Genomic DNA, 21,841 nt, shown 5'->3' with positions numbered 1-21,841 from the left:
GTGAAAGGTGCGAAAACAAAGGAAAAATTCAGGATCACGATGAGTTATCCGCAGAGTTATCCACAAGAGACGTGGACAGAAAAATCCTTGTACCCCTGCGAGTTTCGGTGCAGCGACGCTGGGAATCAGGCATAGAGAAAGCATGACAGAAGAAACCGATCAAAATCTGCCAGAAGAGGGCCATGCCGAAGCGGACACGCCAACGGGGTATTTGGTGATTCAGGGTTATGTGAAAACCTTGGATGGCAGCCCTGGGGTTTATCGCATGTTGGATCGACAAGGAGAGGTCTTGTATGTCGGTAAAGCGCGAAATCTGAAAAAACGGGTATCCAACTACGCCAAGCCGCATGGGCATTCCGCGCGTATTGGGCGGATGATTTCAGCAACCGCTACGATGATGTTTCTGACAACTAAAACTGAAACAGAGGCGCTGTTGCTAGAACAGAACCTGATTAAACAGTTGAAGCCGCGCTATAACGTGTTGTTGCGCGATGACAAAAGTTTCCCGAACATTCTGGTGACCAAGGAACATGAATTTCCGATGATTACTAAACATCGGGGCGCGAAAAAGCAAAAGGGGGATTACTATGGCCCGTTTGCAAGCGCAGGATCGGTGAACAGAACACTGAACCAACTTCAGCGGGTTTTTTTGTTGCGCGATTGCAGTGACAGCATGTTTGCAACCCGCACGCGGCCCTGCTTGCAATATCAGATTGCGCGATGTTCCGCCCCCTGTGTGGGATACATCAGCAAAGAAGATTACGGGGATCTGGTGCGTGATGCAGGGCGATTTTTGCGCGGGTCCTCTACCGATGTGCAAGAGGCGCTGGCCAAACAGATGGGCGAAGCGTCCGAAAAGATGGAATTTGAACGGGCCGCCGCCCTGCGGGATCGGATTAAGGCACTGACGCAGGTGCAACAGGCACAAGGGATTAATCCCCAAGGGGTGCGAGAAGCCGATATTGTGGCGCTGCACATGGAAGGCGGTCAGGCCTGCGTGCAGGTGTTCTTTATCCGCGCCAACCAAAACTGGGGAAACCGTGCGTATTTTCCCAAAACTGGATCAGGCGCCGAAGCTGCCGAGGTTTTGGAAGGGTTTTTGGGGCAATTCTATTCCAACAAAACGCCGCCCAAACAGGTGCTGTTGTCAGACGCGGTCGAAAACCTTGATCTGGTGGAACAGTTGTTAACCGACAAACGCGAGAAGAAGGTTGAAGTGCTGATCCCGCAGCGTGGCGAAAAAGCGGATTTGGTGGCGGGTGCGTTGCGCAACGCACGCGAAAGCCTGGCACGCAAGTTGGCGGAAAGTGCCACACAGACCAAGCTGTTGGCAGGGCTGAAAGAAGCCTTTGATCTGGAGCATATCCCAGAGCGTGTTGAGGTTTACGACAACTCGCACATCCAAGGCACAAATGCGGTGGGTGGAGTGATCGTGGCGGGGCCGGACGGGTACATGAAATCGGCCTATCGCAAGTTCAACATCAAAGGGGATGACCTGACGCCTGGCGATGATTTTGGGATGATGAAAGAGGTTCTGAAACGGCGGTTTACGCGACTGCTGAAAGAGGACCCTTTTCGTAAAACAGATAACTGGCCGGGTTTGATCCTGATTGATGGTGGGGCGGGTCAAGTTTCAGCCGTGCGAGAGATTTTCCGCAAACTCAACGTGCATGATGTGCCGTTCATTGGCGTGGCCAAAGGCACAGAGCGCGATGCGGGTAAGGAAGAGTTTTACCGCCCGAATGGCAGTAAATTTGCCCTGCGGTTCAATGATCCTGTGTTGTATTTTGTGCAACGACTGCGCGATGAGGCGCACCGTTTTGCCATCGGTACGCACCGTGCCAAGCGGGCCAAATCGCAATTCGCCAATCCACTGGACGAAGTGCCTGGTGTTGGGGCAGGGCGCAAACGGGCGTTGTTGCTGCATTTCGGATCGGCGAAGGCGGTTTCTCGCGCAGGTCTCGAAGATTTGAAGGCGGTTGATGGGATTTCAGGGGCTTTGGCGCAAACAATCTATGACTTCTTCCATGACAAAGGCTGAGCCAGCAGGTAAGAGTTTCCCCAAGACACGCTTCTGCCAATAGGACCCATTCATGACGTGGAATCTGCCAAATATTTTGACCGTCCTGCGTTTGATCGCTGCCCCAGGTGTGGCGATCCTGTTTTTGTATTTCCAACGCCCTGTGGCCGATTGGGTGGCGCTGATTTTGTTTATCACGGCGGCGCTGACAGATTTTCTGGATGGCTATTTGGCGCGATTGTGGAAACAAGAAAGCAAATTTGGCGCAATGCTTGATCCGATTGCGGATAAGGCGATGGTGATTATTGCGCTTGTGATCATCGTGGGGTTATCGACGGCCGACAAATTGGTGATGGACGCTTGGATTTTGCTGCCTGCCACTGTGATCCTATTTCGCGAAGTGTTTGTGTCTGGCCTGCGTGAGTTTTTAGGCGCTTCAGCGGGGATGCTGAAAGTGACCAATTTGGCCAAATATAAAACCACGGTGCAAATGATTGCCATTGCGGTGTTGTTTGCCAAAGGGGTGTTTGAACATCACTATTTGAACCTCGTGCAAGGTATGGACGCCGAAATCTACGAAGGCGTCATGGCTGGCACTATCGAAGACGTGAACGGCGTAGTCGGATATGCACAGTTTATGAATGGCACATGGACGGTTGGCGTGGTCTTGCTGTGGATTGCCGCGGTTTTGACGGCGGTAACGGGCTGGGACTATTTCGCAAAATCGCTGCCGTTCTTGCGGGAGCCTAAGGCGTGAAACTGGATGTTGTTTATTTCGCATGGGTGCGTGAACGTATCGGATTGCCGCGCGAAACGGTGGAAACGACCGCCAGTACGGTTGGTGAATTGGTTGCCGAACTGCGCGCACGCGAAGACAGATACGATCTGGCGTTTAGCGATTTAACCGTGGTGCGCGTGGCGGTGGATCAAGTCTTGGCCGACTTTGACGCGCCTTTGAAAGACGTGCGCGAGTTGGCGTTTTTCCCCCCAATGACAGGCGGTTGATATGGCCGTTCGGGTGCAACGCGAAGATTTTGATCTTGGGTCTGAACTGCGCGCGCTGCGCGAAGGGCGTACGGATATTGGCGCATTGGTCAGCTTTTCTGGGTTGGTGCGCGACGATACGGGCGATCTGCAAGAACTGGAGCTGGAGCATTATCCAGGCATGACAGAGGCCGCACTGGCCGAGATAGAAGCCGAGGCGCACAAGCGGTGGGATTTGAATGCCACGTTGATTGTGCATCGCTATGGCCCGCTGAAGCCAGGTGAACAGATCATGATGGTGGCCGCCGCATCACCCCATCGCAAAGCAGCATTCGAAGCGGCAGATTTCCTGATGGATTTTCTGAAATCCCGCGCCCCGTTTTGGAAAAAAGAAACAGGCGTTAAAGGGGCCGAATGGGTCGATGCAAAAGACACAGACGAGGCCGCGTTAAAACGCTGGTAGGCAGCTTAACTGGTGCTTGTGCCTTGAGCATGAAAGGCGTCTAATTGCGCCTGCAATTCCCCCGCTTCGCGCCGTGCGGCACCCAAGCCTTCCATCGCTGCGGTCAATTCGGCCTCTGACTGGGTCAGCTGATTGGTCAGTTCGAATTCGCGCTGCTGGATGTATGTCATAGCCTGATCGCGGGCTTCTTCTGCTTCGTGCAGACGGTGGGCCAGATCGTCAATTTCGGTAATATTAACCGAGTTGACGCTGTTCAAACGGCCATAGGCCCAGCGCAGCAACCACCCTGCCAAAAAAGTCAGAAAAAGAGTGATGGCGATGATAACGATCAGCTCGGTTCTATTCATCGGATGTATCTTCCTCGGGGTCAGTCGTGGTGGTGGTTTCTTCGGTCACAAGTCGGAACGCGATGCGGCGGTTGGCGGCGCGTCCTTCCTCTGTGTCATTGTCGGCCAAAGGTTGGGTTTCACCAAATCCTTTTGCGGTCAGCCCTGAAATCAAAATGCGACGGGCCAAGAGGCCAGACAGAACCGCATCGGCGCGTTGCTGGCTGAGCGAGAGGTTCATCTCATCGCGGCCTTGGCTGTCGGTGTGGCCTTCGATTTCAAAAGCGGTGTCAGGGCATTCACGCAGGATGTCGGCAATGGCATCGAGCACCCCTTGGCTTGATGCTTCGATGGTTGAAGACCCCGGAGCAAACGCAATTTGCTGTTCGCCCAGCACTGCGTTGATCTGGGCTTCGCACTGACGCGCATCCAGCGGATTGTCTTTTTCGATCAGCTTTGGGTCGTGCTGCACATTGATTTTGTACTCATCCCCAGACCCCAACCGCACGGCGAACAATTTGGACACGATGGTGGTGATATCAGGCTTGGCGCTGATGCCGCGAATGGACACTTCTTCGGGTTGCACAATCACCGCACCATGACGCAATTCTGCCAAGCCTTCGAGCCCCGCAAAAACGCGTTTGGGCCAGCCATCGGGCAATTCGGGATCAATGCGGGTTTTGTTATCGACAGAGTCAGCCCCGAACAAGGCTTGGGCAAACACCCCAACGCTTTCTTTGGCTTGCTGGCTTTGGATGCGGCCCCGCAATTGGATGAGCCCCTCTGGGCTGCGCGTGGCAATAAACTCGGGCGTTTCGGCTGCGGCCTGCGACCCGTCCGTGGCGATTTTCGGGGGAAGAACCGCCTGCAATGAAAACAACTCTGGCAGGGTGCTTTCCAATGCGCCAACGATGGTGTCAAACTGTGTTTGGGACGCTTTGTCATTGGCCACCAAGGAAATGTCGCTGTCGGTCACGTCGAGCGTGCCGCCCCCCAATTGGGTAAGAGATTGGATCGCTTGAATAATGGCTTGATCCCATTCGGATGTCGGCACCCCAAGACCAATATCGCAGATCAGCTTTTGCTCACCGCCAGCCTTGCGCACAGCGCGCAAGATGCGATCGCGTGATGCCCGTGTGTCCGCAGAACAGGCCTGCAATTCGACCGAACTATCTGTGACCCGCATACGAAAGCGGAATGGCGCAATAACGGGTCGCGGTGCAGAGATATCCATAATCAGCTTTAACCCTTCGGGCTTGGCCGCAAGCAAGGCCTTTTCGACCTCGGCTTGTTCTTCTGGGGATTCCGTAACGGCAGTAACGCGAACTGCATCGGGCGTGATCGAGATTTTGGAGCGTGGCAACCGTTCGAGGCTTTGCAATCCGAAATCCAAGTTTCGCGCCCAGCCCGAAGGCACGCGATGCTCCGTGCTTTCGAGCATATCGGTAACTGTGCCACCGTCCGCAATTTTCGCGGCGCGATCCAGAATAAAGGTACGACCGACCCGTTCAGGGATCAACCCGATCAGAGAGATGCGATCAAGGTTGCGCAGCACTTCGAGCGAGAAACGCGGCTCAACGATTTCAGAGGATTGCAAGACGGTTGTGCGATCTGAAATGCGGTTCGTGTCGATCACTTGCCCCATGATTTCAAGCGCTTGCAAACGGGCAGCTTCGTCTGGGGCAAGCCCTGTAAGGTGTACCACCAGCCCATCCGCACGGGTTGTGGCCCAGTTTTGGCCAGAGGCAAGCAGCGCCTTATCAACGGATTCTTGTGTGGCGTTTTCGATGTATTCCACCGCGCGACTGGCCAAGAAAAAGGACGCCGCCGCAATCAGAACAAAGCTAATTGCTGAAAACAGAAGGGCAGTGCGGTGCATTAACGTCCTCGGGCGAATGTGTCTTGGTTCGGTGTAGTTGATCAGTGGGGTGGGATCAAGTTAGCCAATCAGAATTGCCAGCGCCCAAAACACGATGGGGATCAGACCTGCTTCGCGGTTGGAGCGAAACAGGTGCATACAGTTGCGCGGGTCCGAGATATCGAGCTTGCGCAATTGCAGTGTTAGATGCGCACCAAAGCCCCAGATGCCAACGAATACGAGTATGAAAACAATGGGATTTGCCATCAATTGTGCCACGGCGGCAGGCGTAAATACCGCAATCAACATCAAGGTCATGGCGACGACTTGAAAAACAAACAGCCAGCGCGGCGTGTTCTCGGCAAAAAGTCGCGCAGTGGATTTCACCCCGATCAAAGCATCATCTTCAATGTCTTGGTGGGCGTAGATCGTGTCGTAAAACAGGGTCCATGCAATGCCTGCAAAATACAACAGAATGGGCGTAAGCGATAAAGAGCCCGAATGCGCGGCCCATGCAAGCATAGCCCCCCAATTAAAGGCGAGGCCCAGAAACACTTGGGGCCACCATGTAAATCGTTTTGCAAAAGGGTAAATCGCAACAGGCACCAGCGCGAGGATACCCAGAGCAATGGTAAACCAGTTAAATGTAAACAGGATACAAGCGGCCAACAGCGTTTGAATGATCATCCAAACGAGCGCTTGTTTCGTACTGACCTGACCCGATGGCAACGGACGCGAACGCGTACGTTCCACCTGTGCATCAATGTGGCGATCCGAAATATCGTTCCATGTGCATCCCGCACCGCGCATCAGAAACGCACCAATGGCAAAGCCCACTGCGATCCACCCGTCCACGGGCTGCAAACCTGCTGGATCAATCAGAATGGCCAGCAGCAGCCCCCACCAACATGGGATCAGCAGCAACCATGTGCCCGCTGGACGATCCGCACGACTGAGCCGCAAATACGGGCGCGACCACAATGGGCAAAAACGATCCACCCAGTTTAGATCAGTGGCATCTGCAACCCGTCCGCCATCAGCGTTCGGCAGGTCTGGTGTCTGGTTTTGATCGGTCATATGGTGCGGCCATGAAACAAGCGAAAATCAGGCTCTTTGTAGACGCGGACTTGGCCAAGGGGCAAGCGGTCGCGGTGTCGCGGGATCAAGCGCATTACCTTTTTGGGGTGATGCGCCTGAAAGAGGGTGCGCACGTGGCGCTGTTTAATGGGCGCGATGGGGAGTTCCTTGCCGATGTCACCGTTGCAAACAAGCGCAATGGAATACTGACTTGTGTTGAACAATCAAAGCCATTGCAGATGCCGCCCGATCTGTGGCTGTTGTTTGCGCCCATCAAAAAGGCACGCACCGATTTCATCGTGGAAAAAGCAGCCGAGATGGGCGTGGCACGGATTTGCCCCGTATCAACAGACTACACGCAATCGGATCGGCTGAAACAGGATCGGTTGCAGGCCCATGCCGTGGAAGCAGCAGAGCAATGCGGCGGAACCTTTGTGCCAGAGGTTGTGGATTTGGTGAAGCTTGATCGTGTGTTGGCGGAGTGGCCGACGGAGCGAAAATTATTGTTTTGCGATGAAACGCGGGTTGGCGAAGCGGCAACTGATTTGGCGGCGCTGGGTGCAGGCCCATGGGCGATCTTGATCGGACCGGAAGGCGGGTTTTCCCCTGCCGAGGTAGAAAAACTGCGCGGCATGGACGGTGTGCATTCCGTAAGCCTCGGCCCGCGTATTTTACGCGCGGATACGGCGGCGGTGGCGGCCCTTGCACTGTGGCAGGACGCTTTGGGAGACTGGCGATGAATTTCATCAGACCCGAAGTGCGCGAAGGATTGTGGCGTTGGCGCGAAGTGATTGTTTGCGGTTTGCTGATCCTTTGGGGGGTGCGGTTGATCGGTGTCGGGCTGGAACGTGAAAGTGTGACGCAGACCTTTCTGGGCGGTATGATCGCGGCATTGTTCGCAGGGCTGATGTTTTGGTCCATACTGCGCGCGAAAATGTACAAACCACAAAAAGCTGTTGGCGTGGTCGAAGTAACAGAGCGTGAGGTGGGATACCTTGCCCCAGAAGGTGAGGCCTATGTGTCGCTCGAAGATTTGACGAAACTGGAAATTGTCACGAACGATCGCGGTCCGTTCGAAGACGATGTGTTCTGGGTGCTGTCCCATCGCGGTGGTGAACCCATCGCCATTCCCGCCAGCGCCAAAGGCAGCGAATTGTTATTTGATGCGTTTGCCGCACTGAAAGGCGTTGATTATGAAATGGCGGTGCGGGCGATGGCCAGCACAGACAATGCGCGCTTCTTGATCTGGGAAAAGCGAGTTTTGCATTGAAACGGTTTAAGGCAGCAGGTTGGGTGTTTTTGTGCGCCCTGATAACACTGCCTGTGATCGGCTTTGTTCACGAATTGATTACCTTTGGCTATGGATGGGGATTTCTGACAGGGGAGCGGGATCGGTATTTGCTCAATGGATATCTGACAATCCCGAGCATGATTGCGTTTCAATTGTTTGGGGGTGTCCTTGATGGGATCGTGCTCGCTCTCGTGACGCTTGTGTTTTACCGCACGCCACTGTGTCATTGGATGTTGGGGATTGGGTTTGTTTGTCTCTATGGTCTTGGGGGCAATAGCACGGCCACGAATTACCAAATCGAATTTGGGGCAACGTGGCGTTTTCCCGAAGCCTTTATGGAACTGATGTTTCACCCCGTGCTGACCCCTGCGCTGTGCCTTGCTGGGGGTGGTGCGTTTTTATGGCTGACACGGCGGGTTTGGCAGATAGATTGGCGCGCCAAGCCGTAATGTTTTCTTATAATGGTCCTGATGGGTTTCGCATCGTGCCTTGACACCCCGCGCCATCCGTTTCACCTCTGGGCTAACGATAATTTCGCGGGTGCTGTCTTTGGACCTTGCGAAGTTAAGCAAAACAATCACGCGAGGCGTTGAAAAAACGCCCAGCAATTTGGAGAGACGCGATGTCCATTCCACAGTCGGGCGGTGGCCCCATCGAACATCATGATCAATTGGCGCAATACTTGGCGGATGGGTGCAAACCCAAAGACGATTGGCGCATTGGCACGGAACATGAAAAATTTGGCTATGACAAAGCAGGCTTGATGCCGCTGCCCTATGACGGACCGTGTGGGATCAAGGCGATGCTGGATGGGCTGCGCGAAGGGTTTGGTTGGGACCCCGTGGAAGAAGACGGCAAAATCATTGGTTTGGTAAAGGACGGCGCGAATGTGTCGCTAGAACCTGGTGGCCAGTTGGAACTGTCTGGCGCGCCGCTCGAAACCATCCATGAAACCTGCGACGAAGTGAATTCGCACCTGAAAGAGGTACAACAGATCGCTGATAAGATTGGTGCGGGCTTTATCGGTCTGGGCGCTGCGCCGATTTGGACCCATGAGCAAATGCCCTTGATGCCCAAAGGGCGCTATAAGCTGATGGACGCCTACATGGATACCGTTGGCACGCACGGCAAACAGATGATGCGCCGCACCTGTACGGTGCAGGTGAACCTTGACTTTGCTTCCGAAGCAGACATGGTGCAAAAGTTTCGTGTGGGTTTGGCGTTGCAACCTGTGGCCACGGCCTTGTTTGCCAATTCGCCCTTTTTCAATGGCGAAGAAAATGGCCACAAAAGCTGGCGTAGTCGTATTTGGCGCAACTTGGATGATGCGCGCACGGGCATGCTGCCGTTTGTGTTCGAAGACGGCATGGGCTTTGAGCGGTATGTTCAATATGCGCTCGATGTGCCGATGTATTTTGTCTATCGCGACGGGAAATATGTGGATGCGCTGGGCCAGTCCTTCCGTGATTTTATGAAAGGTGAATTGCCCGCACTGCCTGGTGAAATGCCAACGCAAAGCGATTGGGGCGATCATCTGACAACCTGTTTCCCCGAAGTGCGGATCAAGAAATTCATGGAAATGCGCGGCGCGGATGGTGGTCCGTGGCGGCGTCTGTGTGCTTTGCCTGCGTTCTGGGTTGGGTTGATGTACGATCAAACCGCGCTCGATGCGGCATGGGATTTGTGCAACGGCTGGGACGCTCAAACGCGCGAAGAATTGCGCGTTGCCGCCAGCGTGGATGGGGTATCTGCCGAAGTGAACGGCATCAAAATGATGGATGTGGCACGGGAATGTGTTGCAATTTCAAAGGCGGGTCTGGCGGCGCGTGCGAAAACGGGCAACGGCGGCTTGGTTCCAGATGAAACCCACTTCCTGAACGCGTTGGAAGAAGTTGTGGAAACCGGTCATTCGCCCGCTTGTGAATTGGTTCACAAATACCGCGACGAATGGGGCGGGGATTTGACAAAGATTTACGACGAGTATTCGTATTAAGGTGGATCGCGGATTTCTGTCCTCTGTGATGGTGCCGCGCAGGGCGTTTAATCCTTGCGTGGCGCAATAATCTTCAGAGCAAAACGCCAATCACCACCATCATCAGCCCCAATGCGGCCACGCAGACGGAGCCAAGATTGATCGGCACCAACCGTTGGAGTTGCGCTGTCATTTGATCATCGTCAAGGTTGGCCGTGCGCAGACCCATCGCCGTTTTGATGCAATAGCCAAGGCCCGCCAGCCCCAAAAGGGTGACAATTGCGCCAGGATAAATAAGCCAAGACATGGGAACCTCCGTCGTTTCGCTGGCGGTAGCATGAAAGATTGGACGGGGCCAAGTCTTTACGTATGGTTCTGTGAAAAATTGCGCTGGATGCAGTTTTCCCACGTTCTGTTGCGCAACTGAAGCGTCGAGCCTTGTAGTGGGTTTCACAGAACGTTAGGCAGTGGGCCTAGGATTCGAAATCAGGTAGGAGACCGCAATGGAAGACGTATTGGATGATGCACAGGGCTTTGGCCAAACATCGGCCCCCGGCGAAGGGTCTTACCGCGTGGCCGCAGGAGAATTGCGCGCCTTTGTCGAACGGTACGAGCGGTTGGACGCGGAAAAGAAAGACATCGCAGACCAGCAGAAAGAAGTGATGGCAGAGGCCAAAGGGCGCGGATACGATGTGAAAGTGCTGCGCAAAATTGTGGCTCTGCGCAAACGCGAACCTGCGGATATTTCAGAGGAAGAAGCGGTTCTGGAAATCTATAAAGAAGCGCTTGGCATGTGAGGCATGTGCCTTTGGAACGATGATTGAAAGGGTGGCTTTGCGCCGCCCTTTTTTCGTTTGAACCGGCACAGTTCGATGGATGGCGAACGCGCGAAAGTTAACAAAGTCTGAAACATGACGCGTCATACAACACGCGTCATAGACAACGCGTCGTGTAAGACGCGTCTGGATTAGGGGTTTGGTAAGTTTCTGACAGTTCTGCTTGATTGACCCGTGCCGCCCAATCGTTTGGCCCTTGTCTTTAGGGCACATTCGCGCGACCCTATCTGTCGTATTCTCACATTTTGGTTTTGGAACGTTCTGAATGGATTCCACCCTATTTGCCTTCATCTGGAAACACTCAAAACGCAGCCAACTGATGTTGTTGGCTGTGACATTGGCCACATTTCCGTTACTTTACATCACGTTAGAGCTGCCTAAGCGGATCATCAACGATGCCATCGGCGGGGACGGGAGCCCTGTCAGTCTGCTTGGTTACGAGTTTAGCCAAATCCAGTTTCTGTTGCTCTTGTGTGGTGGGTTCTTGTTGTCCGTTTTGGCCAACGGTCTGTTGAAAATGCGTCTGAACACGATGAAGGGTGTGCTGGCGGAACGCTTGTTGCGTCGGTTCCGGTTTCAATTGCTCAGCCGCATGTTGCGTTTCCCGCGCCCGTATTTCCGCAAAACTTCGCAAGGGGAATTGGTGTCTATGGTCACATCCGAGGCCGAGCCGATGGGCGGGCTAATGGGTGATATGCTCTCTCAGCCCGTGTTCCAAGCAGGCCAGATGCTGACCATTCTCACTTTTCTGTTTGCGCAGAGCTTTTGGTTCGGCCTTGCCTCTGTGGCGTTGATCCCGTTGCAGGCGTGGCTGATCCCGAAATTGCAAAGACAGATCAACCTGCTGAACAAATCGCGCATTCAAGAAGTGCGCAGATTGGCGGCAGATATCGGCGAAACGGCGGCTGGGGTTAGCGACATTCGCGTGAACGGTGGGTTGCGGTTCCGTTTGGCGCTGTTTTCCAACCGATTGGGCGCGTTGTTTGGCATTCGTTTTCAGATCTATCAGAAAAAGTTTTTTATGAAGTTCCTGAACAACTTCATCAACCAACTGACTCCGTTCTTTTTCTATTCCGTTGGGGGTTTTCTGGCCATTCAGGGGCAAATCACAGTGGGTGCTTTGGTGGCGGCGCTTGCGGCTTACAAAGATTTGTCCTCCCCTTGGAAAGAGCTGTTGGCCTATTACAACCAAACACAGGACATGGCGCTGCGCTGGGAGGTTGTCACAGAACGGTTCGCCCCCAAAACACTGGTGGAAGACGCGTTATTCGAAGGGGAACCTGCGCAAAACCCAAGCCTGCATGGGGACATCGTTTTGAAAAACGTGACCGTGCGCGATGAAAGTGATCACGTTATTTTGGATGACCTGAACCTGACCATCCCAGCAGGTGCGCGCGTTGCCGTTAAATCCAGCAGCGAGTCCGCAAGCCAAGCCTTTGCTGATTTGCTGACCCGCGAGGTGATCCCCTATCGTGGTGCGGTAACGATTGCTGGCCAACCCTTGAACGATCTACACCAGGGTGTCGTGGGCAGCCGCATCGGATATGCCCATTCCAGCCCCTATATGTTTGACGGAACATTGGGGGACAACCTGATGCTGCCCCTAAAACACAATCCGCAAATACAAGAAGACATGCGGGCCGAATTTAACGCTTGGCTGGAAGAGGCCAAACGCTCTGGCAACAGTCTTGATCCTTTGGTGGCAACTTGGGTCGATCCACAACAGGCGGGGTTTGAAAGTGACGAAGCCATCCGCGATTGGTGGTTCCAAATTGTCGAAGCCATGGGCATTGATGAATTCATGGTGCGTCGTGCCCTGCGCAATCGCATGAACCCAGAAACACAGCCTGAACTGGCAAAACTGATCGTGGATTTGCGACCGGAAATTGCTCAAAAATTAAATGCGGCTGGATTGATGGATGTGGTTCACCCCTTTGATCCAGAAAAGTTCAACCCTGTGTCTCCCCTCGGCAGCAACCTGATGTACGCGTTGCCAGTACGGTTTTTGCAACAAACCACTTTGGCCGCCAGCGAAGGATTTTTGCGGGTCCTCAGATCAGAAGGTTTGATCGAACCCCTTACCGAAATGTCCTCAAGCGTGGTTGGGAACCTGATCGCCACCTTTGGGTCAGACGGCACAGATCACCCGCTGTTTCGCCGCCTGAACATGGAAGACGCGCTCTATCAACAGCTGTCCGACATTCACATGAAACGCATCAAGTTGGGCAATGATGGGCTAAGCGATGAGGAATTGTCCTTGCTGATGACCGTGCCATTTGCCTTTTCTGCGGAACAAATCGGCCCTGCCTTTGATGAGGCCTTTAAAGAGCGCGTGTTGGACATTCGCAAGAAAAGTGCGGACCATTTGGTGCAGGAACTGGGCGGATTGTTTGAAAAGATCAACCCAGACAAATACATCCCCGTCATGTCTGTTTTGGGGAATGCCATTTTTGGGCGCATCTCAAATATGGCAGGGGCACGGGACAAAAAAGTCGAAGACATCGTGGTCGAGGTGATCAATGCGCATGGGTGGCGGCGGCAAGCGGCGCAATCTATTTTTGATTTAGAGATGGGTATTGGTGGAACAAACCTGCCAGCGGTGTTCCGCGAACGCGCTGCGATCAGTCGCGCAGGGATAAAAAAGCCTGATATCCTGATTTTGCAAAGCGCGCTCAGCAGCCATGACGCCGACAGCCGCAGCAAAATGCGCGAACGCATTGGTGACTTAATGCCAGACGCCACCAAGATTTTCATCGAAGATCATTTCAATGCGCCCGAAACCTATGACATGTTTATCGAAATCGAAAACGGCCGTATTGATGGGGGGCGACAAAACATTGATCTGCGCTCTGACGACATGTCACGCGACGATTTGAACCGCAAACTGGCCGCTGTGTCCAAGGCGGATTTGTTTAAAGGCATTGATCTGAAAAACCAACGTCTGCTGGCCTATAGTGCACAGTGGTACAACGCCAAAGCAGGCCACACGGTGTTCCGCAAGGATGAGCCTGCCGATGCGGCCTATTTGTGTGTGTCGGGCAAGGCGGGGCTGTTTTGGGAAGTGGGCAGCGATGCCGAACGGCTCGTAACCGAAATCAACCCAGGCCGATTGATCGGTGATCTGGCGGTGATCCTTGATGATGTGCGCGTCCTCGATCTGATTGCGATAGAAGACACTGTTTTCTTGCGTATCGGTGCATCAGAACTGAACGCCGTAATCGAAAACGATGCGTCCGTGGCGGGCAGTTTGCTGCGCGCAGTGGGGGGGCATTTGAACAGTGCCGCAGATTCTCTGCGCAAGGCCGCCGAAGCTGGATACCGACCCGACCCAGACTAGAGCGGTGAGCGATGTTGTTGACTCACATGCGTTTCGCTAACCGCTTGACGGTAATGGGATTTCTTGCGTTTCAATCACAACAAATGTTTCAAGGTAAAAGCGAAACGCTTTAAGCGTTCGTTCCATCGTCTTTCAAAATCATGCGCAGCACCTCATCTGTGTGTTGCCCACAGGTGGGCGGCGCATGGCGATAGGTTACGGGCGTTTCGCTGAACTTAACCGGATTGCCGATCAAATCCACACGGCCCTTTGCGGCATCTTCCACTGGCATTTCGATCTTCATTCCCCGCGCGGCCACTTGATCCGAAGCAAAGACTTCGGACAGGGTGTTGATGGACCCGCCTGGCACATTGCTGCTTTCCATCGCGGCCACCAGATCATGCTTTTTGTGTTTTGCGATTTCATCCGAAAGGATCGAAACGATGTCATCGCGGTGTTCGATACGCGCAATGTTGGTGGCGAATTTCGGGTCGGTAGCCAAATCAGCACGATCCAAAATCTCGCAGAACCGCGCATATTGGGCATCATTGCCCGCGGCGACAATCAGATGCCCATCCGCTGCCTTGAACACTTGATAAGGCACGATATTGGGGTGCTGATTGCCCAATCGCGGCTGTTCCTGCCCAGAGGTCAGATAATTTGTCCCAGCATTCACCAGCCAAGACACCGTGGTATCGGCCAGTGCAACATCAATATGCTGGCCCACACCTGTCTGATCGCGGTGGCGCAAAGCAGCCAAAATCGCGGTCGAGGCGTAAAGACCACAGACAACATCAGCAATGCCAACACCGACCTTCATGGGCTCCCCATCAGGATCACCCGTCAGGCTCATGATCCCGCCAAAGGCTTGTGCCAATAGATCATAGCCAGGTTTGTGCGCATTTGGCCCTGTTTGCCCAAATCCCGTAATGGAACAGTAAATCAGGCTGGGATGGTCTTGCAGCAAGGTTTGCGCATCAAGGCCATATTTCTTCAGCCCGCCTGTTTTGAAATTCTCAATCACAATATCACAATGACGCGCCAAAGCTTTGATCTTGGCCGCGCCCTCTGTGGTGGCAATGTCAATCGCAACGGACCGTTTGTTGCGGTTTGCCGACAGGTAATACGCGCTTTCGGATGTAGGCTGCCCATCTTTACCCGTCACATAGGGCGGCCCCCACGCACGGGTGTCATCCCCAAGCCCCGGTTTTTCCACCTTGATAATGTCCGCGCCGTAATCCCCCAAAAGCTGCGTACAGGTCGGCCCTGCCAGAATACGGGAAAGATCCAGAACGCGCAGGCCAGCCAACGGACCAGTAGGAGGAGAAGATGTATCGTTTTGCATCGGTGTCTTTTCTTTTCGTCGTGTTGGACTTTGCTTACGAATCTGCGGAACTGAAAACAACGCAAAGGGCCAATATTTCATCGCAAATGCCACAAAGTTTATCGACACGAGAAAAACTCAACTGCTGAGCGTTATCGCAGTTGTGTTCTGATTTCGGCTAACCTAGATTCCAAGGAATGATAGGTTTTCGTCTTTTATACGTGGGTTTGATTTTGGGTGTTTTGGTCCCTCAAATTGCACGCGCTCAAGACACTGCTGTTTTACTTGAAACCCCAGAAATATCTGAAGAATACCAAAGCACACTGCGCCTGAAAGGCGTGCAAAGTGATGTGCAATACTATGATCCCAATGGACCAAAACCTGATCTTCAAACCACTGAAAAACCAAAACCACAGGAAGAACGGACAACCCGTTCGCGCTCTGGTGTGTCAGAGTTTGATCCTGCCACGGCGCTGATTGCTGGGGCCATTTTGTTTGTCATCCTGTTTTTGTTTTACAAATTTGGCGGCGCAGGGTCGGTGGTGCTGCGCAGCGATGCCGAAAACGCCAAACGCGCAAAATCAGGTCGCACACGGCAGGCAACATCTGCACCCGTTGATATGCAATCCTTTGACGGCATCTTAAACAATCCTGATCGACAGCAAGCACTGATCAGTTTGGCGCAGTTGCTTATCTACAAAGCGGTGTCCGCCAATGATCTGTTGCTGCAACGCAGTTGGACCGCGCGCGATGTGTTGCGCCGCATGCCCAAAGACAGCCGATACCTGCCCGAACTAAGTGCCTTGGTTCTAAAGGGCGAATTGGTTCACTTTGGGGAGAGAGACGTCAGCGAAGAAGAATTCGCCGATTTTGCCGCGCGTGCGAAACCCCTGCTGCGGGAGCTGTCCCTATGAGCGGTGAAAGCACAGGGCGCGAAAGCCGCACAGATTTGTTGCTGATCGGGGCAGGGGTTTTGGTGCTGGTTGGCATCTTGATTTATTTTGCCTCTGGCAGCCAACAGCAATTGCGAAAATCCCCTGCGGGGTATGATGGGTTGCAATCTTGGGTCGCCGCCAAAGGTCATCCTGTACGCAGTTTCACAGGGGGCTGGACCAGCGATCCTGATGTGATCGGATTGCGTATTCTGCCGATTTTCGACACCAATTTGGACCAGCGCCGCGTGACGCCGCGCAATACCGAAGAGTTCTTGGCCCAAAGCGATGAATACGATCTGCGCACAGGGGTCGTGCGGCGCAAGGGTCGTATCGTGCAAACCATGTACGTGCTGCCCAAGTGGCGCAGCGGAATGCGGCTCACAGGTAAGGCGCATCCCGAATTGCTGGTGGCCAAAGGTGCTCCGACAAAAGTTTTGCACGACATCATGCCTGCCAAAATTGGCGCGGTATCAGTGTTGCCGCAAGATTTCAGCAAGTTCACCGTGCGTCTGCCTGACAATTCCAAGGCAACGGCGGTTCTTTATCAAGCGCAAGTCTTTGAAGGGCGCGGCTGTATTCCCATGGTTGGGCGCGAAGGGGAAATGGTTCTGGGCCGATGCCCAATGTCAGGTGACAGCGCGAGCGATGATTTCGCGTGGGTGCTGTCTGATCCCGATCTGTTGAACAATCACGGCATACGCCTTGGTGACAACGCGGTGATCGCGCGGGATTTGATTTTGCCTTTAGCGGATGATCGAACGTTGATGATTGATTATTCCGATCAGGTTTGGCTGATCAATCAATTCGAAGGGGTCCAACGGGACCGCACCTGGGCCGATTTGAAACAATTCTTTGCCTACCCGTTTTCTGTCCTCTGGCTCAGTGGTGGCATCCTGTTTGCCCTGATCTTGTGGCGTGCCAGTGCGCGGTTCGGCCCGATTTTACGCCGCAAAACCGAAGTGGACGCATCCAAACGCGTGGCCAATCAAGCTGCGGCGCGTCTGATGCGGCTAACCGAACAGGACGGTGCGTTGCTGGCGGATTATGCCAACGTGCGTTTGTCCGCCATTGCAGCGCGTAATTTGGGGCCAACCCATAAAAATGATCCGGATGCGGCGGTGCGCTTTGTCCGCCGCAAACGCCCTGATTTGGTGACCCCGCTGCAAGACACGCTAAACGCCATTCGCACCCAGCCTTCTAACCTTTCTGCGACAGCGGCCATTGCCAATGTCGACAAACTCGAACGTATTTTGGAGCAGTTAAACGATGACACTTGAAGCCCTTCACGCGCGCGCCGAAGCCTTTCGCGCCGAAATTTCCAAGACCGTCCATGGTCAGGAAGAGGTCATTGACCTGTTGCTTATCACCTTGTTTGCCAAAGGCCATGCCCTGCTCGAAGGGCCGCCCGGCACCGCGAAGACCCTGCTGGCACGCAGTTTCGCAGGGGCGTTGAACCTTGATTTCGGGCGCATCCAGTTCACGCCTGATCTGATGCCAGGCGATGTTTTGGGCACGTCGATTTTCAATTTTCAAACCTCTGAATTCACGCTGACCAAAGGGCCTGTGTTCAGCCAAGTACTGCTGGCCGATGAAATCAACCGCGCTCCGCCCAAAACACAAGCGGCGCTGTTGCAGGCCATGAACGAACGGGTGGTCAGCATTGATGGCAAAGACCATGATTTGGGGTCCGAATTTATCGTTATTGCCACGCAAAACCCAATTGAACAGCAAGGAACCTATCCCCTGCCAGAAGCACAACTTGACCGGTTCTTATTCAAGATCGTGTTGGAATTCCCTGATGAAGCCACCGAGATGGCGATTTTGAAACATCACGCAGCAGAACCACTGGATTCTGCTGGGGTCACAGGACAGCTTGAGAGCGTTCTGGATGCCAAAGCGCTGCAAGAAAGCCGTGATGTGGTGGACAGCATTATCATTGATGATGACATTCTGGCCTATATCCTGCGTCTGGTACGCGCCACGCGGAACAGCCCTGATATTTCTTATGGCGCTTCGACCCGCGCGGCAGATGCCCTGGCGGCTGCAACCCGTGCCGCCGCCGCGTTACAAGGACGCGATTTTGCGATCCCTGATGATGTGAAACGCCTGTTCGTACCCTCTATGCGTCACCGGATCGTGCTTGGCCCGGGCGCTGAAATCGAAGGGCGCACATCAGTGCAATCCCTTGAAAACATCCTTAACCAAGTTGAGGCCCCCCGCTGATACGTCCTTCGCGCAGATTGCTTTTGGCGGGTGCTGTCGCACTCGCCATTTCGGCCATGGTTTTGGTCCTCGGCCAAGGGCTGCGTGATGCAGCGCTTGCCCCTTGGGTCGTGCTTGGCCTTGCGGTGTTGATAGACCTGTTCTTATCGCGCGCGCCCCGAAAAGAAGTGAACGTTGTCGTTCCTCCTGAAATGTTTGTCGGCGAAACAGAAAATTTCTTGTTTGAGATTTCTCCACCCACGAACGGCATGACAGGCAAGGTTGATTGGCCCGAAGGCCTGTCAGGGCCTGACAGTATTTCGTTTGGGTCTGATGTGGAAACGCAGGTTCCTGTTCGCGCCGTGCGGCGGGGCAGTTGGTCCATCAATAAACTGCATTTGATTTGGTCGTCCCGATTTAAACTGTTTGAACGGGTGCCAACCTTGGCTCTCTCGCTGGATGTTAAAGTCGTCCCCAATATTCGGCTGGTGCAATCTGGTCAGATCACGTCGATTGTGTTGTCGAGCATGTACGGCATGAAAGAAAACCGCGCGGTGGGGGAAGGCACGGAATTTCACCAGTTGCGGGATTTTGTGACGGGTATGGATGTGAAATCTATTGATTGGAAACGGTCCGCACGCCACCGCAACTTGGTTTCGCGCGAATTGCGGGCCGAACGAAACCACCATGTGATTGTGGCCTTGGACAACGGCTATTTGATGCGCGAAGAAATTGCGGGGCTGCCAAAGATTGATCATGCGGTTACAGCGGCACTGGCCACCGCTTGGGCCGCGGCGTTGGGCGGGGATATGGTTGGCTTTTATGCCTATGACACGCGCCCGAATGTGTTTGTGGAACCCAAACCGGGTCGCGCGGCGTTCCCTTCGATCCGCCTGCGCACGTCAGAGCTGGATTACGTGAGTTTGGAAACCAATCACACGCTGGCCATGACAGAATTAAACGCCCGCACGCCCAAACGCAGTCTGATCATTATTTTTTCCGATTTTGTGGACACAACGACCGCAGAACTGATGGTGGAAAACATCAGCGTTCTGTCCAAACGGCACGCGGTTATTTTTGTGATCATGCGCGATCCTAATTTGGAAAATATGACGGAATCCGCACCAGATGACATGGATCAAGTGGCCGAATTGGTGGCCGCAGGGCAAACCCTGAATGAACGTCAAGTGGTGTTGGGGCGGTTGGCTTCCCTTGGGGTGACAATTGTGGACGCCAAGCCTGGCACGGTAACGGCACAACTGATTTCCGCATATCTCGATATCAAAGCGCGAGAGGTGATCTAATGAGCGATCAAACCGATGTCATGCGATCCGCGCGCTTTCGTGCAGAACGAGAAACAGATTGGCGCAAACTCGAAGCCTTAACATCAAAGGCAGAACGGCAAGGGTTTAACCGTATGACCTTTGCGGAGGCCCGCGATCTGGCAAGCCTCTATCGGCGCAGCACAACGGCCCTGTCCATTGCACGGCAGATCTCGCTTGATCGGGCTTTGTTGCGATACCTAGAGGCGCTGACCTCACGCGCATATCTAAGCGTTTACGCCCCCCAAGAACGCTTGGGTGGATTGCTGCGCAAATTCCTCACGCAAGGGGCACCCCAAGCGATGCGGCGGTCGTGGGTTTATATCCTGATCGGGTTTCTGTGCATGTTTCTGGGCGCAGCAGCAGGATATTTCCTATTCTTTGAAAACGCGTCTTGGTTTTATGTTTTCATGCCCCCTGAATTGGCGGGCGGGCGTGGGCCTGACAGCTCCACCGAGTTTTTGCGCGGGGTCATTTATGATAGCGATCCAAAGGTAAATGGTCTTGGAGCCTTTGCCACATATCTGTTTTCGCACAACACGCGTATCGCCATTTTCGTCTTTGGGCTGGGCGCGTTTCTATGCGTTCCTGCGATCCTGCTGACGTTTTACAATGGTCTGATCCTTGGGGCGTTTTATGCGCTGCATGTGGAACGGGGCTTGGGGCTGGACCTTGCAGGGTGGCTTTCGATTCACGGTGTGACCGAACTTTCGGCCATTTGCATCGCGTGTGGCGGCGGTGTGCAATTGGGTGCGGCCGTGCTGTTTCCTGGGCAACGTACTCGCAAAGACGCATTGCGTGATGCGGGTAAAGATGCGGTAAAGCTGGCGTTGGTTGCTGCCATTATGTTGATTGCCGCAGCACTCCTCGAAGGGTTCGGTCGGCAATTGATCCAAGATCGCACCGCGCGGTTGGTCATTGGCTGGGGGATCGGCGGGCTGTGGCTCGCATGGTTCGTATTGGCAGGGCGGTCCCGATCATGAGGTTCTGGTTCAAAAAACGCGCCAAACCCGAACGGCCCGGATTTGACGAATTGATGCCACCAGAAGGCGTGCCGCTTTATTTTGAAATCGCCACCTTTGGCGTGCGGTTTGGGGCGCAATTGGTCGATATCCTGATCACATTTATCGCGGCGATTGCGCTGTTGATTTTCCTGGGCTCCATCGGGCTCTCCACGCCAAACACCATGATGGCCATCGCGTCCATGTTGTTTTTCCTTATTCGTATTCCGTATTACGTGGTGTCCGAATTGCTGTGGAACGGGCAAACGCTGGGCAAACGGATGGTGAAAATTAAGGTGATTGCTGCGGACAGCGGGTCGTTGACGGCGCAATCACTTGTGGTGCGCAATCTGATGAAAGAGGCAGAGATTTTCTTGCCGGGCACCTTGTTGTTTTCCCTTTCGGCGGCAAGCCCGATGTGGTCTTTGATATCGCTTGCATGGATTTGCGGTGTGATTGCGGTGCCGTTGTTCAATCGGCGCAGCCAACGACTGGGTGATATGATCGCGGGGACGTTTGTCATCCATTTGCCTAAACCGATCCTGCTCAAAGACTTGGCCTTGTCGCCAAGTGTAAGCAACGTCAAAGCATCAAAGTTCACTTTCCTGTCGCACCAGTTGGAACACTATGGCGCGTTCGAATTGCAAACGCTCGAAGATTTGCTGCGCGCCGATGCGTCTGTCTATAATGCCTCAACCGCAATGCGGCGCAAAAATACGATTGATGCAGTGGTCAAACAAATCCGCAAAAAGATCGATTTCGCAGACAAAGTACAACCGTCTGAAAACCTCGAATTTTTACAGAGCTTTTATAACGCGCAGCGCGCGTTCCTCGAACAACGCCAACTTTTTGGCGACAAACGTGCCAACAAACGGCATGCTGAAAAAATAGAAACGGAAACAACTTAAAAGTAA

General features: G+C 53.8%; 21 protein-coding genes. 16 read left to right on the top strand and 5 right to left on the bottom strand.

Features of this window, described 5'->3' with window-relative positions; translation table 11 throughout:
* Positions 1 to 142 precede the first annotated feature (142 nt).
* The 4 genes from uvrC to QBD29_RS14300 are packed head-to-tail and all read left to right on the top strand — an operon-like array spanning position 143 to position 3,467.
* Positions 143 to 2,041: an excinuclease ABC subunit UvrC gene (uvrC, locus tag QBD29_RS14315; protein ID WP_280098762.1), complete on the top strand. Its 1,899-nt coding sequence runs from the start codon at positions 143 to 145 to the stop codon at positions 2,039 to 2,041.
* A gap of 52 nt (positions 2,042 to 2,093) precedes the next feature.
* A complete protein-coding gene (gene pgsA / locus QBD29_RS14310) occupies positions 2,094 to 2,777 on the top strand; it encodes a CDP-diacylglycerol--glycerol-3-phosphate 3-phosphatidyltransferase (RefSeq protein ID WP_280098761.1) in 684 nt (227 codons plus the stop codon).
* A gap of 2 nt (positions 2,778 to 2,779) precedes the next feature.
* Complete coding sequence (gene moaD / locus QBD29_RS14305) at positions 2,780 to 3,025, top strand: molybdopterin converting factor subunit 1 (RefSeq protein WP_280100974.1); 246 nt, start codon at positions 2,780 to 2,782, stop codon at positions 3,023 to 3,025.
* Between the two features lies 1 nt (position 3,026).
* A complete protein-coding gene (locus tag QBD29_RS14300; protein ID WP_280098760.1) occupies positions 3,027 to 3,467 on the top strand; it encodes a molybdenum cofactor biosynthesis protein MoaE in 441 nt (146 codons plus the stop codon).
* Between the two features lie 5 nt (positions 3,468 to 3,472).
* Here QBD29_RS14300 and QBD29_RS14295 read toward each other — a convergent pair whose 3' ends face one another.
* The 3 genes from QBD29_RS14295 to ubiA are packed head-to-tail and all read right to left on the bottom strand — an operon-like array spanning position 3,473 to position 6,728.
* Positions 3,473 to 3,814 (bottom strand): hypothetical protein, encoded by a 342-nt coding sequence (locus QBD29_RS14295; protein ID WP_280098759.1) that lies wholly within the window; start codon positions 3,812 to 3,814, stop codon positions 3,473 to 3,475.
* On the bottom strand, positions 3,807 to 5,672 hold the full coding sequence (locus QBD29_RS14290; RefSeq protein WP_280098758.1) for an OmpA family protein: 1,866 nt from the start codon (positions 5,670 to 5,672) through the stop codon (positions 3,807 to 3,809). Before QBD29_RS14290 ends, QBD29_RS14295 begins: the two co-directional genes overlap by 8 nt.
* A gap of 60 nt (positions 5,673 to 5,732) precedes the next feature.
* Positions 5,733 to 6,728: a 4-hydroxybenzoate octaprenyltransferase gene (ubiA, locus tag QBD29_RS14285; RefSeq protein ID WP_280098757.1), complete on the bottom strand. Its 996-nt coding sequence runs from the start codon at positions 6,726 to 6,728 to the stop codon at positions 5,733 to 5,735.
* Between the two features lie 11 nt (positions 6,729 to 6,739).
* Here ubiA and QBD29_RS14280 point away from each other — a divergent pair, with 11 nt between their 5' ends.
* The 4 genes from QBD29_RS14280 (at position 6,740) to QBD29_RS14265 (ending at position 10,012) form a co-directional block, all read left to right on the top strand.
* On the top strand, positions 6,740 to 7,468 hold the full coding sequence (locus QBD29_RS14280; protein ID WP_280098756.1) for a 16S rRNA (uracil(1498)-N(3))-methyltransferase: 729 nt from the start codon (positions 6,740 to 6,742) through the stop codon (positions 7,466 to 7,468).
* On the top strand, positions 7,465 to 7,998 hold the full coding sequence (locus QBD29_RS14275) for a hypothetical protein (RefSeq protein WP_280098755.1): 534 nt from the start codon (positions 7,465 to 7,467) through the stop codon (positions 7,996 to 7,998). The genes QBD29_RS14280 and QBD29_RS14275 overlap by 4 nt, the downstream gene beginning before the upstream one ends.
* The gene (locus QBD29_RS14270) at positions 7,995 to 8,468 is read left to right on the top strand and encodes a hypothetical protein (protein ID WP_280098754.1); all 474 of its coding nucleotides are present in this window, start codon (positions 7,995 to 7,997) and stop codon (positions 8,466 to 8,468) included. Before QBD29_RS14275 ends, QBD29_RS14270 begins: the two co-directional genes overlap by 4 nt.
* Positions 8,469 to 8,641: 173 nt before the next feature.
* Entirely contained in the window at positions 8,642 to 10,012 is a 1,371-nt protein-coding gene (locus tag QBD29_RS14265; protein ID WP_280098753.1) for a glutamate--cysteine ligase, read from the top strand.
* A gap of 73 nt (positions 10,013 to 10,085) precedes the next feature.
* On the opposite strand, the gene QBD29_RS14260 is transcribed toward QBD29_RS14265, so the two are convergent.
* A complete protein-coding gene (locus QBD29_RS14260; protein WP_280098752.1) occupies positions 10,086 to 10,298 on the bottom strand; it encodes a hypothetical protein in 213 nt (70 codons plus the stop codon).
* Positions 10,299 to 10,494: 196 nt separating this feature from the next.
* On the opposite strand from QBD29_RS14260, the gene QBD29_RS14255 reads away from it, so the two are divergent.
* Positions 10,495 to 10,788, top strand: a complete 294-nt coding sequence (locus tag QBD29_RS14255; protein WP_280098751.1) for a DUF2312 domain-containing protein — start codon at positions 10,495 to 10,497, stop codon at positions 10,786 to 10,788.
* A 304-nt stretch (positions 10,789 to 11,092) separates the two neighbouring features.
* Positions 11,093 to 14,164, top strand: a complete 3,072-nt coding sequence (locus QBD29_RS14250; RefSeq protein ID WP_280098750.1) for an ABC transporter transmembrane domain-containing protein — start codon at positions 11,093 to 11,095, stop codon at positions 14,162 to 14,164.
* 109 nt (positions 14,165 to 14,273) lie between these two features.
* On the opposite strand, the gene QBD29_RS14245 is transcribed toward QBD29_RS14250, so the two are convergent.
* Positions 14,274 to 15,488 (bottom strand): CoA transferase, encoded by a 1,215-nt coding sequence (locus QBD29_RS14245; protein WP_280098749.1) that lies wholly within the window; start codon positions 15,486 to 15,488, stop codon positions 14,274 to 14,276.
* A 176-nt stretch (positions 15,489 to 15,664) separates the two neighbouring features.
* Here QBD29_RS14245 and QBD29_RS14240 point away from each other — a divergent pair, with 176 nt between their 5' ends.
* Genes QBD29_RS14240 through QBD29_RS14215 form a run of 6 tightly spaced genes read left to right on the top strand, consistent with a single transcriptional unit; the run spans position 15,665 to position 21,835 of the window.
* Positions 15,665 to 16,381, top strand: coding sequence for a hypothetical protein (locus QBD29_RS14240; protein ID WP_280098748.1), 717 nt, complete (start codon positions 15,665 to 15,667; stop codon positions 16,379 to 16,381).
* Complete coding sequence (locus QBD29_RS14235; RefSeq protein WP_280098747.1) at positions 16,378 to 17,679, top strand: hypothetical protein; 1,302 nt, start codon at positions 16,378 to 16,380, stop codon at positions 17,677 to 17,679. The genes QBD29_RS14240 and QBD29_RS14235 overlap by 4 nt, the downstream gene beginning before the upstream one ends.
* Positions 17,669 to 18,625: a MoxR family ATPase gene (locus QBD29_RS14230; protein ID WP_280098746.1), complete on the top strand. Its 957-nt coding sequence runs from the start codon at positions 17,669 to 17,671 to the stop codon at positions 18,623 to 18,625. Before QBD29_RS14235 ends, QBD29_RS14230 begins: the two co-directional genes overlap by 11 nt.
* Before the next feature lie 23 nt (positions 18,626 to 18,648).
* Positions 18,649 to 19,908 carry a DUF58 domain-containing protein gene (locus tag QBD29_RS14225; protein WP_280098745.1) on the top strand — a complete coding sequence of 420 codons (1,260 nt, stop codon included), beginning with the start codon at positions 18,649 to 18,651 and terminating at the stop codon, positions 19,906 to 19,908.
* Positions 19,908 to 20,909: a stage II sporulation protein M gene (locus QBD29_RS14220; RefSeq protein WP_280098744.1), complete on the top strand. Its 1,002-nt coding sequence runs from the start codon at positions 19,908 to 19,910 to the stop codon at positions 20,907 to 20,909. Before QBD29_RS14225 ends, QBD29_RS14220 begins: the two co-directional genes overlap by 1 nt.
* Positions 20,906 to 21,835: an RDD family protein gene (locus tag QBD29_RS14215; protein ID WP_280098743.1), complete on the top strand. Its 930-nt coding sequence runs from the start codon at positions 20,906 to 20,908 to the stop codon at positions 21,833 to 21,835. The genes QBD29_RS14220 and QBD29_RS14215 overlap by 4 nt, the downstream gene beginning before the upstream one ends.
* Positions 21,836 to 21,841 lie beyond the last annotated feature (6 nt).

This window comes from Amylibacter sp. IMCC11727 (assembly GCF_029854195.1).
Lineage (GTDB): Bacteria > Pseudomonadota > Alphaproteobacteria > Rhodobacterales > Rhodobacteraceae > Amylibacter.
The sequence above is the reverse complement of the archived record's forward strand: the minus strand, read 5'-3'. Positions and strand labels throughout refer to the sequence as shown.